14 protein-coding genes and 1 other RNA gene are annotated in these 13,036 nt (G+C 62.6%); 9 read left to right on the top strand and 6 right to left on the bottom strand.

Annotated features, from left to right (window positions below; translation table 11 throughout):
* Nucleotides 1-191: 191 nt before the first annotated feature.
* The 4 genes from ffs (at nucleotide 192) to recR (ending at nucleotide 3,089) form a co-directional block, all read left to right on the top strand.
* Nucleotides 192-288, top strand: an RNA gene (gene ffs, locus I2H38_RS09875) — signal recognition particle sRNA small type.
* Nucleotides 289-335: 47 nt separating this feature from the next.
* Nucleotides 336-2,150: a DNA polymerase III subunit gamma/tau gene (locus I2H38_RS09870; RefSeq protein WP_196271689.1), complete on the top strand. Its 1,815-nt coding sequence runs from the start codon at nucleotides 336-338 to the stop codon at nucleotides 2,148-2,150.
* A gap of 5 nt (nucleotides 2,151-2,155) precedes the next feature.
* Entirely contained in the window at nucleotides 2,156-2,476 is a 321-nt protein-coding gene (locus I2H38_RS09865) for a YbaB/EbfC family nucleoid-associated protein (protein ID WP_196271688.1), read from the top strand.
* A gap of 7 nt (nucleotides 2,477-2,483) precedes the next feature.
* Nucleotides 2,484-3,089, top strand: coding sequence for a recombination mediator RecR (recR, locus tag I2H38_RS09860; protein WP_196271687.1), 606 nt, complete (start codon nucleotides 2,484-2,486; stop codon nucleotides 3,087-3,089).
* Here recR and I2H38_RS09855 read toward each other — a convergent pair.
* Together I2H38_RS09855 and I2H38_RS09850 are read right to left on the bottom strand one after the other, a co-directional pair.
* Entirely contained in the window at nucleotides 3,057-3,518 is a 462-nt protein-coding gene (locus I2H38_RS09855) for a GNAT family acetyltransferase (protein ID WP_196271686.1), read from the bottom strand. The genes recR and I2H38_RS09855 overlap by 33 nt on opposite strands.
* A 13-nt stretch (nucleotides 3,519-3,531) precedes the next feature.
* Entirely contained in the window at nucleotides 3,532-5,139 is a 1,608-nt protein-coding gene (locus I2H38_RS09850) for a sensor histidine kinase (RefSeq protein WP_196271685.1), read from the bottom strand.
* A 159-nt stretch (nucleotides 5,140-5,298) separates the two neighbouring features.
* Between I2H38_RS09850 and dapD the strand changes: the two genes are divergently transcribed.
* The 4 genes from dapD (at nucleotide 5,299) to I2H38_RS09830 (ending at nucleotide 8,622) form a co-directional block, all read left to right on the top strand.
* Entirely contained in the window at nucleotides 5,299-6,141 is an 843-nt protein-coding gene (gene dapD, locus I2H38_RS09845) for a 2,3,4,5-tetrahydropyridine-2,6-dicarboxylate N-succinyltransferase (protein ID WP_196271684.1), read from the top strand.
* A gap of 66 nt (nucleotides 6,142-6,207) precedes the next feature.
* Nucleotides 6,208-6,735, top strand: a complete 528-nt coding sequence (locus tag I2H38_RS09840; RefSeq protein ID WP_196271683.1) for a DUF805 domain-containing protein — start codon at nucleotides 6,208-6,210, stop codon at nucleotides 6,733-6,735.
* Nucleotides 6,736-6,766: 31 nt separating this feature from the next.
* Nucleotides 6,767-7,936, top strand: a complete 1,170-nt coding sequence (gene dapE / locus I2H38_RS09835) for a succinyl-diaminopimelate desuccinylase (protein WP_196271682.1) — start codon at nucleotides 6,767-6,769, stop codon at nucleotides 7,934-7,936.
* 95 nt (nucleotides 7,937-8,031) lie between these two features.
* On the top strand, nucleotides 8,032-8,622 hold the full coding sequence (locus tag I2H38_RS09830; protein WP_196271681.1) for a hypothetical protein: 591 nt from the start codon (nucleotides 8,032-8,034) through the stop codon (nucleotides 8,620-8,622).
* A gap of 14 nt (nucleotides 8,623-8,636) precedes the next feature.
* Here I2H38_RS09830 and truA read toward each other — a convergent pair whose 3' ends face one another.
* Genes truA through def form a run of 3 tightly spaced genes read right to left on the bottom strand, consistent with a single transcriptional unit; the run spans nucleotide 8,637 to nucleotide 10,829 of the window.
* Nucleotides 8,637-9,380 (bottom strand): tRNA pseudouridine(38-40) synthase TruA, encoded by a 744-nt coding sequence (truA, locus tag I2H38_RS09825; protein WP_196271680.1) that lies wholly within the window; start codon nucleotides 9,378-9,380, stop codon nucleotides 8,637-8,639.
* A 1-nt stretch (nucleotide 9,381) separates the two neighbouring features.
* Nucleotides 9,382-10,311 carry a methionyl-tRNA formyltransferase gene (fmt, locus tag I2H38_RS09820; RefSeq protein ID WP_196271679.1) on the bottom strand — a complete coding sequence of 310 codons (930 nt, stop codon included), beginning with the start codon at nucleotides 10,309-10,311 and terminating at the stop codon, nucleotides 9,382-9,384.
* Nucleotides 10,308-10,829, bottom strand: coding sequence for a peptide deformylase (def, locus tag I2H38_RS09815; RefSeq protein WP_196271678.1), 522 nt, complete (start codon nucleotides 10,827-10,829; stop codon nucleotides 10,308-10,310). Before def ends, fmt begins: the two co-directional genes overlap by 4 nt.
* A gap of 87 nt (nucleotides 10,830-10,916) precedes the next feature.
* Between def and I2H38_RS09810 the strand changes: the two genes are divergently transcribed.
* Nucleotides 10,917-12,104, top strand: a complete 1,188-nt coding sequence (locus I2H38_RS09810) for a DNA recombination protein RmuC (RefSeq protein WP_196271677.1) — start codon at nucleotides 10,917-10,919, stop codon at nucleotides 12,102-12,104.
* A 123-nt stretch (nucleotides 12,105-12,227) separates the two neighbouring features.
* Here the strand turns inward: I2H38_RS09810 and I2H38_RS09805 are convergent.
* The coding region (locus I2H38_RS09805) for a M10 family metallopeptidase C-terminal domain-containing protein (RefSeq protein ID WP_196271676.1) at nucleotides 12,228-13,036 on the bottom strand (809 nt) is incomplete at its 5' end.

Below are 13,036 nucleotides of genomic sequence, written 5' to 3'. Positions count from 1 at the left end.
CATTCCGAACCCGTAGCCGCCGACGTTCGGAGATAAGCCGCAACCCGAACGATGCGCTCTGTTTGGATGTGTTGGCGTTTATGGGTTCCGGGCTCTCGCTTTTGCTCGCCCCGGAATGACGGGGGAGGGGCTTGAGCGCGCCCGCCACAACGCTGCTTGCGTTCCTGAGGCGAAAACTCCATATAGGCGACGGGAGGTTGGCGAGGGACGTCTCACTCGCCAACCGGGTCAGATCCGGAAGGAAGCAGCCCTAACGAGACCGAACGGGTCTTCGTCCAGCCTCCCACCCTGGCGCCTTTAAGTTGGCGCCCCATATCCCAGAGCCCTCAGAGCCGATGGACGAAACCACAACCGGCACGCCCCTGAACGACGAGCCGGCCTTGCCGGGTTTCCCTCCCGCGCCTGCCGCCGCGCCGGGATCGCCCTATCGTGTCCTTGCCCGCAAATACCGCCCGCGCACTTTCGACGACCTGATCGGTCAGGAGGCGATGGTGCGCACCCTCTCGAACGCCTTCGAGACCGGGCGCATCCCGCAAGCCTGGATGCTGACCGGCGTTCGCGGCGTCGGCAAGACCACGACGGCCCGTATTCTGGCCCGCGGCCTGAACTACCAGAAATCCGACGGCACCGGCGCGCCGACGATCCATATGCCCGAGCTTGGTCTGCATTGCGAAGCGATCATGGAATCGCGGCATGTGGATGTGCTGGAAATGGACGCCGCCTCTCATACCGGCATCGACGACGTCCGCCAGATCATCGACGGCATCCGCTATTCACCGGTTTCCGCGCGCTACAAGGTCTACATCATCGACGAGGTCCACATGCTCTCGGAGAAGGCGTTCAATGCCTTCCTGAAGACGCTTGAGGAGCCGCCGCCGCACGCGAAATTCATCTTCGCCACCACTGAAATCCGCAAAGTCCCGGTCACGATCCTCTCCCGCTGCCAGCGCTTCGACCTGCGCCGCATCGAGGCCGACAAGCTCGTCGCCCATCTTGGCCGCATCTGCGATGCCGAGGGCGTCAAAGCCGACCAGGAGGCGCTTGCCGCCATCGCCCGCGCGGCGGAAGGCTCGGCGCGCGATTCGCTCTCCCTCCTCGATCAGGCCATCGCCCACGGCGCGGGCGTGGTGCAGGGCGAGACCGTGCGCGACATGCTGGGTCTTGCCGACCGCACGCTCGTCATCGACCTGTTCGAGGCGGTGATGCGGGGTGATGTGCCCGCCGCATTCGCGGGGCTTCGCTCGCAATATGATGCGGGGGCCGACCCCAGCGTCATCCTGTCCGATCTGGCCGCCTTTTCGCACGTGGTCACGCGTCTCAAACTGATCGCCGACGCGGCGAAGGACCCCGCGTTGTCCGAGATCGAGCGTGCGCGCGGCACGGAATATGCGCAGAAACTCTCCGTGCGGACCCTGTCTCGCGCGTGGCAGATTCTGTTGAAGGGCATCCCCGAGGTCCAGGCCTCGAACCGTCCCATTGCTGCGGCGGAAATGGTGCTCGTGCGCCTTGCCTACGCCGCCGATCTGCCGACGCCCGATGAGGCCCTGCGCGCGTTGAAAGACGGTGCTCCCGCCCCTTCCAGCGGGCCCTCGTCCCCGCCGCCATCACCGCCCATGTCCACCGGGCCTATGACGTCCGGCAACGTGGCGCTCGCGACCTCCCAGCCGATGCCGCAGCCCCGGCCTCAGCCTCAAGGCACCGCGCCGGTCATGCGGCTGCGGCGGTTCGAGGATGTGGTGGCGCTCGCGGCCGAGCAGCGCGAGATCGTTCTCAAAACCGCGCTTGAACGGGATGTCCGCCTCGTCCGGTTCGAGGAAGGCCGCATTGAGTTCAATCTGGCCGAGGGCGGCAGCCGGACGATTGCCAACGATCTGGCGCGTGCCCTGCAGCAATGGACCGGCCAGCGCTGGATGATCGCCTTGTCATCCGACGAAGGCGCTCCGACACTGCGCCAGCAGGCCGACACCGCCGAGCGCGAACGCAAGGAGGGGGCGACGAGCCATCCTCTGGTGCAGGCGGTGCTCGCGAAGTTTCCCGGCGCGCAGATCGTGAACGTGGTCGATCGCGCTGAGAAGGCGGGCGAGGATGCGTCCGCCGAGGCCGATATGGACATTCTCGGCGCAACCGACGCCGAAGACGAACTGGAGTAAGAATCATGCGCGATATGATGGGATTGATGAAGCAGGCCCAGGCCATGCAGCAGAAGCTGCAGGATGCTCAGGCCGAGCTCGAGAATGTCGAAGTCGAAGGCACCGCCGGCGGCGGCGTCGTCACCGTCAAGGTGACCGGCAAGGGCGCCCTCAAGGCCATCAACATCGACCCGTCGCTCATGAATGCGGACGAGAAGGAAATTCTCGAAGATCTCATCGTTGCGGCGATGAACGACGCGCGGGCCAAGGCCGATCGCGCCGCGCAGGACCGCATGGCGGATCTGACCAAGGGCCTGCCGCTGCCGCCCGGCCTGAAGCTCTTCTGAGACATTCATGGCCCAGTCCGTCGCCGGTCCGGAAATCGAACGCCTGATCCAGCTCCTGGCTCGCCTGCCGGGACTGGGTCCGCGCTCGGCCCGGCGCGCGGCTCTGCACCTCATCAAGAAGCGGGAGACCCTGCTCAACCCGTTGAGCGACGCCATGCGCGTCGCCAATGAGCGGATCGTGGTGTGCTCGTCCTGCGGCAACGTGGATACGTCCGATCCCTGCACCATCTGCCGGGATCACCGCCGCGACGCCTCGATCCTTGTGGTGGTGGAGGATGTGTCGGATCTCTGGGCGCTCGAGCGCTCGGGGGCCATCAACGCGCTCTACCACGTGCTCGGCGGCGTGCTCTCGCCGCTCGATGGAGTGCGCCCCGAACATCTGAACCTTGACCGTCTGGTCGAGAGGGCGTCTCGACCCGGCGTCGTCGAAGTGATCCTGGCGCTGAGTGCGACCGTCGACGGCCAGACCACGGCCCACTACGTCACCGATCTCTTGAGCCACCTGCCGGTGAAGGTGACGAAGCTCGCCCATGGCGTGCCGGTCGGCGGCGAACTCGACTATCTCGACGAGGGCACCCTCTCAGCGGCGATCCGCCAGCGCACGGCGTTCTAGCTCTTTGCTGTTGTCGTCTAGCCAGCGCGACAGCACGACCACTTCGCTTAAATCATAGCCAAGCGATTTGTAGAACTCGCGGACAGAAAGATTGTCGTTGCGCACCATCAATTGGATCTTGCGCACATCTCGCTCGCTCGCCCACGCTTCGCAAGCCTCCATCATCTTCCGGCCCAGACCCTGACCTTGAATGGAGGGATCGATGCCGAGGTAATAGACCCAGGCCCGGTGCCCATCCGACCCGATCATGGCCGTCGCGACCACCCCACCGTTCAGCCGCCCGACAAGCACCGTCGACAGTGGCGTCTTCAGGGCCAGTTCGATATCCGCGTAAGGATCGTTCCAGGGACGCGTCAGGTTGACCTTTCGCCAAAGCGCGACGGCGGTATTCGTTTCATGCGGTTCAAGAACGCCGATTTCGATCATCATTCACTCTCAGCCATCATGCCGGAATTCGCAGCCGGAAGATCGTTCCGTCCTTCGCCTCAATGCTGAAGCTGCCGCCAAGCTGGTCGGCGAAGGCGCGAATCAGTCTCATTCCAAGGGATGAATCGGTTTCCCTCACGTCCGATACGCCTTTTCCCGTATCGCGGACGGACACTTCGATCTGATCGTCGATCCGCACCGCCGATATGACGATTCGCCCGCCCCGACCGGGCTCGAAGGCGTGCTTGAAGGCATTCGAAATGGCCTCCGTCATCGCAAGGGCGAGGGGCGCGGCGCGCTCGAGGCCAATTGAAATCGGCTCCGCATTGAGCTCGACCGATATGCCGCGATCTGCCGCGCCATAGGTCGCGGACAGCTCGTTGATGAGACGATCGAGATATTCCTGCAAATCGACCATCCCGCCGGTCTCTCTGCGATAGAGAGTATCGTGGATCAGGCCGATGGAACGCAGGCGATCCTGCGTTTCCCTGAAGGCGGCCTTGACAGTCGGATCCGTGAAGCGCCGCGACTGCATCTGAAGCAGGCTGGAGGTCACCTGGAGGTTGTTTTTCACCCGGTGGTGGATCTCCTGGAGCAGGACGACCTTGTCGGCGAGGGCCTTTTCGAGATCGGTGTTGGCCTGTGCGAGATCGTCATTGGCCTTCTGCAACTGGTTTTGCGTTTCCTCCACCCGGTAGCTCAGCCGCGCGCCGATCGTCGTCAGTCCGCCGAACGCGGCGAGGACGACGGCGGCGAGCGCCGTGCTCCAATAGAACCCCCCAGTCCAGGAAGAGAGGGCCGTCGCCAGCGGAATGCTCGCCGTCACGATCACCGGCCATTGCTCGAGGCGGCGGAACGACACGATCCGCTCAACTTGATCTGCCGTTACGTCTGACCGAAACGTCCCCGACTTCTCTGAAGCCATCGCATTCAATATCCGCGACTGTGCGAGGCTGAAATTGAGCTGCTCCGGGGTCAGGCCGGTTCGGGCGATGATGCGCCCGTCGCGGCCCCAAAGCCCCAGAATCAGGTTGTCGGCACCGGCATCCGGCCGCGAAATCGTCTGCAGAATGGTCGGCTTGAGAATCACGTGCGCGACACCCGCGAACGTGCCATTCGCGTCATCGATGCGACGATTATAGGTATAAAGCATCTCCTCGCCTTTTCCCCGGACGAAGGGGTCGCCGATATACGTTTCCGCGCCGTCACGAAGGGACAGGAACCAGGCGACGTCCGCAAAGCTGGTCCGCATCGGCGCGGGGTTGCTCGAAGTCGCAACTGGAAACCCATGGGAATCGACGATCAGGAATTGGTCGCTGGTCGCGGACCGTTCAGTCAGGCTGGCAAGAAAATCGTGAATGTCGCTTGAGTCGGCGGCAGCCTCGACCCCGCCTTTCGACTGCACATAGACGACGATCTCACGCAGCAAGAGATCACTCGTTTCGAGCGCCCGCTTGGTATTCTCCTCGACCAGAAGCGCAAGATCGCGAGTCGATGCTTCCGCGCGGTCGATGGCATTCCGATATTCCAGCCACAGGAAAAGACCGCGAATGCCGACGATCGCGACCGCGAAGAGGATGGCGGTGGCGTAGAGAACGCTACGCACGTCGCGGACGGTGGTCATAACAATCGAACTCGAAGATGCGAAAGATCCATAACTGTGTAGCGCAACAGCGTAGCCGTTGTCAGGCGGCTAAACTGCTTCCCTGAAACAGTCTCTCAGGTGACAGGCCGGAAAGCCATTGCTAATCAGTCTGCATCGAACCTCCTGCTCGAGTTCTCCATGTCCCGCACCGATCTCGCCCACACCATCGAAGCCGCCTGGGAAGACCGGGCCAATGTGAGCCCCGCCACGACCGGAGCCATCCGCGAGGCCGTGGAGTGGTCGCTCAAGCTTCTCGATTCCGGGCAGGCGCGCGTCGCGGAGAAGATCGGCGGCGAGTGGCAGGTCAATCAATGGCTGAAAAAGGCCGTGCTTTTGTCCTTCCGCCTCAATGACATGGCGGTGATCAAGGGTGGGCCCGGCGATGCTGTCTGGTGGGACAAGGTGCCGTCCAAGTTCGATGGGTGGTCAGACGCCGAGTTCAAGCAGGCGGGGTTCCGTGCCGTGCCGAACTGCGTCGTGCGTCGCGGCGCCTATGTGGCCCCGAACGTCGTCCTCATGCCGTCCTTCGTCAATCTTGGCGCCTATGTGGACGAGGGCACCATGGTCGATACCTGGGCGACGGTCGGCTCCTGCGCCCAGATCGGCAAGCATGTGCATCTCTCCGGCGGCGTCGGCATCGGCGGCGTGCTGGAACCGCTTCAGGCCAACCCGACCATCATCGAGGACAATTGCTTCATCGGCGCGCGTTCGGAAGTGGTCGAGGGCGTGATCGTCGGCGAGGGCTCTGTCCTCTCCATGGGGGTGTTCATCAGCGCCTCCACCAAGATCATCGACCGCAACACGGGCGAGGTCTTCATCGGCCGCGTACCGCCTTACTCCGTCGTGGTTCCCGGCTCGCTCCCCGGCAAGCCCCTGCCTGATGGCACCCCCGGCCCGTCACTCTATTGCGCCGTCATCGTGAAGCGCGTCGATGCGCAAACGAGGGCGAAGACGGCGATCAACGAGCTGCTCCGGGATTGAGAACATTTTCTTGCAAAATAGATACCCTCTAGCAATATTGTTTCGGTTTTTTGCTAGGGGAACGTTGTGGAACTGTTGCAGCATCTTTTCGGCTTTTCGGGGCGCATGAACCGCGCTGTTTTCTGGAAAGGCCTCATATGCAACATTCTTATTGGTATTGCGCTGGACCAGCTCGCTCCGCTTGCGGACAGCGTCTTCGGAAGTCTCCTTCAGGAAATCGGTTTTGAAGCGATTGGTCTCGCTTTGCTCGCCCATTGCGTTTCATTGTGGACGCGGCGGTTACATGATCGAGACAAAAGCGGGTGGTGGCAGCTTTTGCACGCGATTCCCTTCGCGATCTTGGTCGTGATCCTGAAGGTCTTTGCCAATTCGATTGGCGAAACCGGTGACATCGCCTTGTTTGGGGAGCGTGCGAAGGAATTGTTGTGGTTTCCCGCGCCGGCTTTCATGCTGATCGCTTGGCTTGGCATCGTGTCGATTTGGTTCCTCATTCAGCTTGGCTTCCTTCGCGGCACCGTCGGCCCGAACCGGTTCGGGCCTGACCCTCTTGGCGAAGCGCAGCCGGCCATGCAATTGCAGCCCATTGGGGATTGATTTCCGAGGGTAACGTGCGTCATGAGTAGCCATGCCGCACGACACTTCCCCTCTCCATATCGCCCAATCCCTTCTGCGCTGCCCCTCTGTCACGCCCGCGGAGGGCGGGGCGTTGACCTTCATCGAGGGCGTCCTCCGGGAAGCCGGGTTCGAAGTGCATCGGCCGGTGTTCTCGGAGGCCGGCACGCCCGATGTCGAGAATCTCTACGCCCGCTACGGCAAGACTGAGCCTTATCTGCTGTTCGCAGGGCACACGGATGTGGTTCCACCCGGCGACATCAATCGCTGGCGGCACGATCCCTTCAGCGGGGCCATCGAAGAGGGCGAGCTTTTCGGGCGCGGCGCGGTCGACATGAAGGGCGGCGTCGCCTGCATGATGGCGGCGGCGATCGAATTCATTCGTGCCAACCCGGATTTCAAAGGCTCCATCGGCTTCCTCATCACTGGAGACGAGGAAGGCCCGGCCATCAACGGCTCGGTCAAGCTGCTCGACTGGGCGCGGGCGCGGGGCGAGCGCTTCGATCATTGCATCCTCGGCGAGCCGACCAATCCGAACCAGCTCGGCGACATGATCAAGATCGGCAGGCGCGGCTCGCTGACGGGAAAGCTCGTCGTCGAAGGCAAGCAAGGCCACGTCGCCTACCCGCATCTAGCCGACAACCCGATCCCGGGGATGCTGCGTTTGCTGAATGGTCTCCTGCGCGAGCCGCTCGATCGGGGCACCGCCCATTTCGACGCCTCGAATCTGGAAGTGACGACGGTCGACGTGGGCAACCCCGCTTCGAATGTGATTCCGGCCGACGCGCGGGCGACCTTCAATATCCGCTTCAACGATCTCTGGACGCCGCAAAGCCTTGAAGAGGAAATCGCCCGCAGGCTCCGTGAGGCGGCCGGAAACACGGTTCGCTACACGCTGACCGTCGAGCCGACCAACGCGGTTGCCTTCATCACCGAACCGAACGCCTTCGTCGGTTTCATCGCGGACGCGATCGAAGCCGAGACCGGCATTCGCCCCAAGCTTTCGACCACGGGCGGAACGTCCGACGCCCGGTTTATCGTCCGGGATTGCCCGGTGGTCGAGTTCGGCCTTGTCGGACAGACCATGCACCAGATCGATGAGCGCGTCCCGGTCGCCGATCTCGACCGGCTTGCGACGATCTACGGCAAGGTTCTCGACGCCTACTTCGCTGTTTCGGCTTAGAAATTTCTCGGTTTCATAAAACTAAAGTCTAAGTCACGCAGGAACGTTTGCGGGCTCTACCGGTTTTCGTGAGCAACGTCTTTCCGGTGTCGCCCATGATCGTCACTGCCGATGAAGTGAACCGTTCGTTCCGTGGAACGCTCGATCTGCTCAACAACCGCGTGGAGGGCTTGCAAGCCTTCGACATGAGCGAGCGGGGCTTCTGGCGCTCGTTCACGGCGATCTGGCTGACGCTTCCCGCCTATGTCGTCTCGCTGGCCTGCGAGCGGGTCCGGCTCGGCCTGTCGCAATCCGATCAAGGCCTTCTCGGCAGTGCCGGGATCGATCTGGCGGTGGCGCTCGGCTACGGGGCCAGTTTCATCGCCCTTCCGGTCGCGATGATCTGGATCGCGCGCCGAATGCAGCTCACCCATCGCTATGTCCCCTTCGTCATCGTCGCGAACTGGGTCACCGCCATCGGATTGCTGGTGCTGTCTCTCCCGGCCTTGCTTCTGCTGCTGGGCTGGGCCACGCCCGCGCTGGCGAGCATCTTCGGTCTTGCTTTCTCGATCGTGTTCTTGCGGCTGCAATGGTTCGCCACCAAGGCGACGCTGGGCCTGCCAGGCATCCCGGCCTTCGGCATCGTCGCCTTGGGCGTGGTGCTCAATACCCTCATAGGCGCTTTGACGCGGGGCTTGCTGAGCTAGAGCCTGATCATGCTCTACTCCGGGTAATCGACACCGATCAGGTAGAGCCCCATCGACGGGGCCATCGGGCCGCAGCGTGTGCGGTCGCACGCGTCGAGCGCCGCGCGGACATCGGCGACGGTCCAGCGTCCGGCTCCGGCCCGCTCCAGCGTGCCGACAATCGAGCGGACCTGATGATGCAGGAACGAGCGCGCGGAGGCATAAACCCGGATCTCGTCGCCGATCCGTTCCACATCGAGGCGGTCGAGCGTGCGGATTGGGCTGTTCGCCTGGCATTCGGCCGCGCGGAAGGTGGTGAAATCGTGCTTTCCCAGGAGCGTCTGGGCGGCTTCGTGCATGATGTCGGAATCGAGCGGCCAGGCTACGTGCCACACGCGGTTGACCTCGAGCGCCGGTGGCGCGCGCCGGTTGAGGATGCGATAGACGTAGTGGCGTTTGATCGCCGAGATGCGGGCGTTGAAGGTCTCCGGCACGAGGGTCGCGGAGAGGATCGCGACGGGGGCGGGTTTCAGATGCGCGTTGGTGGCGTCGCGGACCGTGTCGGAGCGCCAATCCTTGCTCAAATCCACATGGATGACCTGGTGCGTCGCATGAACGCCGGAATCGGTGCGACCCGCGCAGTGAATCCGAACCGTCTCGCCTGCGAAACGGGCAATCGCGACCTCGACCGCCTGCTGCACAGAGAGGCCATTCGCCTGATGCTGCCAGCCGGTAAAGGGCGTGCCGTCATATTCGACGACGAGCTTGTAGCGGGGCATCCTAGAGCCGTGCCCCCGCGCCAAGCCTCACGCCGCGCAGGAATTCATCCGCGTTCATCGGCGCCTTGCCAGCACGCTGCACCTGAAGGAGGCGAATGGAGCCGCTGCCGCAGGCGACAATGCCGTTTGCATCAATCAGGCTGCCGGGCTCACCGGAGCCATCCGCGAGAGACGTGCGCAGAACCTTCACGCGCTCCTGACCTTTACCGAAATCGGCGGTGAAGAAAGCGCCGGGGAAGGGCGAGAGGCCGCGCACATGGTCGTGCACCGTCTGGGCGGCCCTCGACCAATCGACCTTGGCGTCGTCATTCGTCAGCTTGTGGGCGTAGGTCACGCCCTGCTCAGGTTGCGGCGTGAAGTTCAGGCCGCCGCGTGAGAGGGCGGCGAGCGCCCGCACCATCAGGTCGGCGCCGAGCCCCATCAACTTGTCGTGCAACTCGCCCGCATTCATCTCGGGGGTAATCGCCACGCGCTCGACCATGGCGACGGGGCCGGTATCCAGACCCTCTTCCATCTTCATGACGGCGACGCCGGTTTCCTTGTCGCCCGCCATGATCGCGCGCTGGATCGGCGCAGCGCCCCGCCAGCGGGGGAGGAGCGAGGCGTGGAGATTGAGACAGCCGAGCTCGGGCGCATCGAGGATCGATTTCGGCAACAGCATGCCATAGGCCACAACCACGGCCACATCCGCCTCATGGCTCCGGAAAATCTCAGCCGCTTCGTCCGTCCGAAGGGTCTTCGGCGTGAACACATTGAGCCCGAACCGCTCCGCCATCCGGTGGACGGGGGAGGGCTTCAGCTCCATGCCGCGCCCTGCAGCGGCGGGTGGGCGGGTGTAGACCGCCACGACCTCGTGCCCCTGGCCGACGATCTCGGAGAGTGTGGGCACCGCGAAATCGGGCGTCCCCATGAAAACGATGCGAAGGCTCATGCGCCGCCCACCTCACGCTTGGCGGCCTTCTTGAACTTGGTCACGACCCTGTCGCGCTTGAGCTTCGAGAGATAGTCGATGAACAGGATGCCGTTGAGGTGGTCGATCTCGTGCTGCACGCAGGTCGCCATCAGCTCCGCAGCCTCCTGCTCGATGGTCTCACCCTGGAGGCTCATATAGCGGAAGCGGACCCGATCCGGCCGCTCGACCTCCTCGTAATATTCGGGGATCGACAGGCAGCCTTCCTCGTAGACGCGCTTTTCGTCCGAGGCCCAGACGATTTCCGGATTGATCAGCACCATGGGTTGATGCTCGTTCTCCGTTTTCGACACGTCCATCGTCACGACCCGCAAGGGCACGCCGATCTGGATTGCCGCGAGGCCCACGCCGGGGGCGTCATACATGGTTTCCAGCATGTCGTCGGCGAGCTTGCGGATCTCGTCCGTGATGGTCGCCACGGGCTCGGAAACGAGGCGGAGCTTGGGGTCGGGAAGAATGACAAGAGGTCTGATGGTCATGATTGCCGGAGATAAGGGCTTGGCTCGGGATGGTCAAATCGTTCGTCTTATGTTCGGATGCATCCGTCAACCGGAAGCTTGATATTCATGAACGACGTCGTGCTGGTCCTTGGCTCAATGCCCCTCACGTGGGGAAAGCTCGTGCTCGGGATGGCGTGCTTGAGCCTCGTGCTTCTGTTGATCGTGACGGCGCTCCTTTTGAGGACGCGGCGAGAGCGGGCCCTTGAGGCAGCCGTTTCCGATGAACGGGCCCGGGAGATGGACGACAAGGTCGCCGAACTGACCCGTATCCAGGCCGAAATGACCGGGCGGATGCAGACCATCGCCGAAGTGTTCGGATCCCGTCAGAGCGATTTCGTCCGGCTGATCTCGGAGCGGATCGACGGGCTCCAGCACCGGGTCGGGCAGGGGTTGGAAGCGACGACGCAACGCCAGTCGGAAAATCTGTCCAAACTCAACGAACGCCTCGCGGTCATCGATGCGGCGCAGAAGAATCTGACCGACCTCACCGGCGAAATTGTCGGCCTGCGGGACATTCTGGCCAACAAGCAAAGTCGCGGCGCCTACGGGCAGGGCCGCATGGAAGCCATCATCCGGGACGGGCTGCCGAACGGTGCTTTTGAATTCCAGCCCACGCTCTCCAACCGCACGCGGCCCGATTGTATCGTCAGACTACCGGGTGACGAGCGCGGGCTCGTGGTCGATGCCAAGTTTCCGCTCGAAGGGTTCAGCCAGTTCCGCGAGGCCAAGGGCGAGGAGGCGCGCAAGCAGGCAGCGACCCGCGTTCGCAACGACATGCTCGTCCATGTGAGGGATATTTCGGAGAAGTATTTCATTCCCGGCGAGACGCAGGACATCGCGATGATGTTCGTACCAGCGGAGTCGATCTATGCGGATCTCGCCGAGCATTTCGATGACGTGGTCCAGAAGGCGCATCGCGCCCGCATCGTGATCGTTTCCCCATCCCTTCTCGCGCTTGCGATCCAGGTCATGCAGGCGCTCGTCCGCGACGCCCGCATCCGCGAGGAGGCGCGCGTCATCCAGGTCGAGGTGCAGAAGCTTCTTGAGGATATCGAGCGCCTGGACGGCCGTGTTGCCAAGCTGGACGCTCATTTCCGCCAGGCACAGGACGACGTGGCGCAGATTCGCATTTCGACGGACAAGATCGTGAAGCGCGGCCAGAAAATCGAGACGCTCGAATTCGAGGATGGCGAAGCTGGAGCGCAGGCGGATCTTCTTCGCCCTCAGAGGAGCGGTCTTCGAGCCGTGGAGTGAAGCTGGCACTTGGTCGTTGAGATCACGCGTTAGAAACTCGGGGCATCTATTCGCGCGGTCACGACAAAATACGAACGGCGACCGAATGACCGCCGTTCGTACTCCCGCCGATGTCGCCGGGTCTTAGATGATGAAAAAATCTGCGGCGGTCATCTTGAGTTTTTTAGGGACGGTGGCGAAAGCGATTGCTTTACCGGCACCGGAGCCGTCGGCATCATAATAGAGTATGCCCTTCGCCTTATCGTAAATAATGCGATCGTCTTTGTCGTGCGCCTTGGGGCCGACCCAGAACATTTTCTTGTCGAGCTTGGCCGGACTGGCGGGGGTGCCCTTCTTACCCAGCGCCTTGAAAATCGAGCGGGACAGCCAGATCGTGTCGTCCTTCACATTGAAGTCGGTGATATTGTCCAGATTGGTCTTGGCATTCAGCTTGGTGTTGAAGACAAACGTGTCCTGACCACTTCCGCCGGTCAATGTGTCCTTGCCGAGACCTCCGGCGAGCTGGTTGTTTCCGGCGTTTCCGACGATCGTGTTATTTAATGTATTGCCAGTCAGCGAGAGCGCGTTGGTGCCAATTGCCGCCGTCAGGTTTTCGACATTGACGCCCAACGTATAGCTTACCGACGTCAGCACGCGGTCGATGCCGCTTCCTGCATCCTCGATGACGGCATCGCCGATGTTGTCGACGATATAAGTGTCATCGCCTGCACCGCCGACCATGCGATCAGCGCCATCTCGTCCGTCCAGATAGTCGTTCCCGCCGCCGCCGATAAGGGTGTTGTTCGCGGAGTTCCCTGTCAGCGTGTTATCAAGATTATTGCCGATTCCTGTCGTGGCCCGTTGCCCCTCCAGAATGAGCGCTTCCAAATTGTCAGCGAGCCGGAAATCGACAGAGGCGTGGACAATGTCATAGCCCTCGTTCGCCGCTTCGA

The sequence above is a fragment of the Microvirga alba genome (assembly GCF_015694465.1).
GTDB lineage: Bacteria > Pseudomonadota > Alphaproteobacteria > Rhizobiales > Beijerinckiaceae > Microvirga > Microvirga alba.
This window is presented reverse-complemented; position numbering and strand designations above follow the sequence as displayed.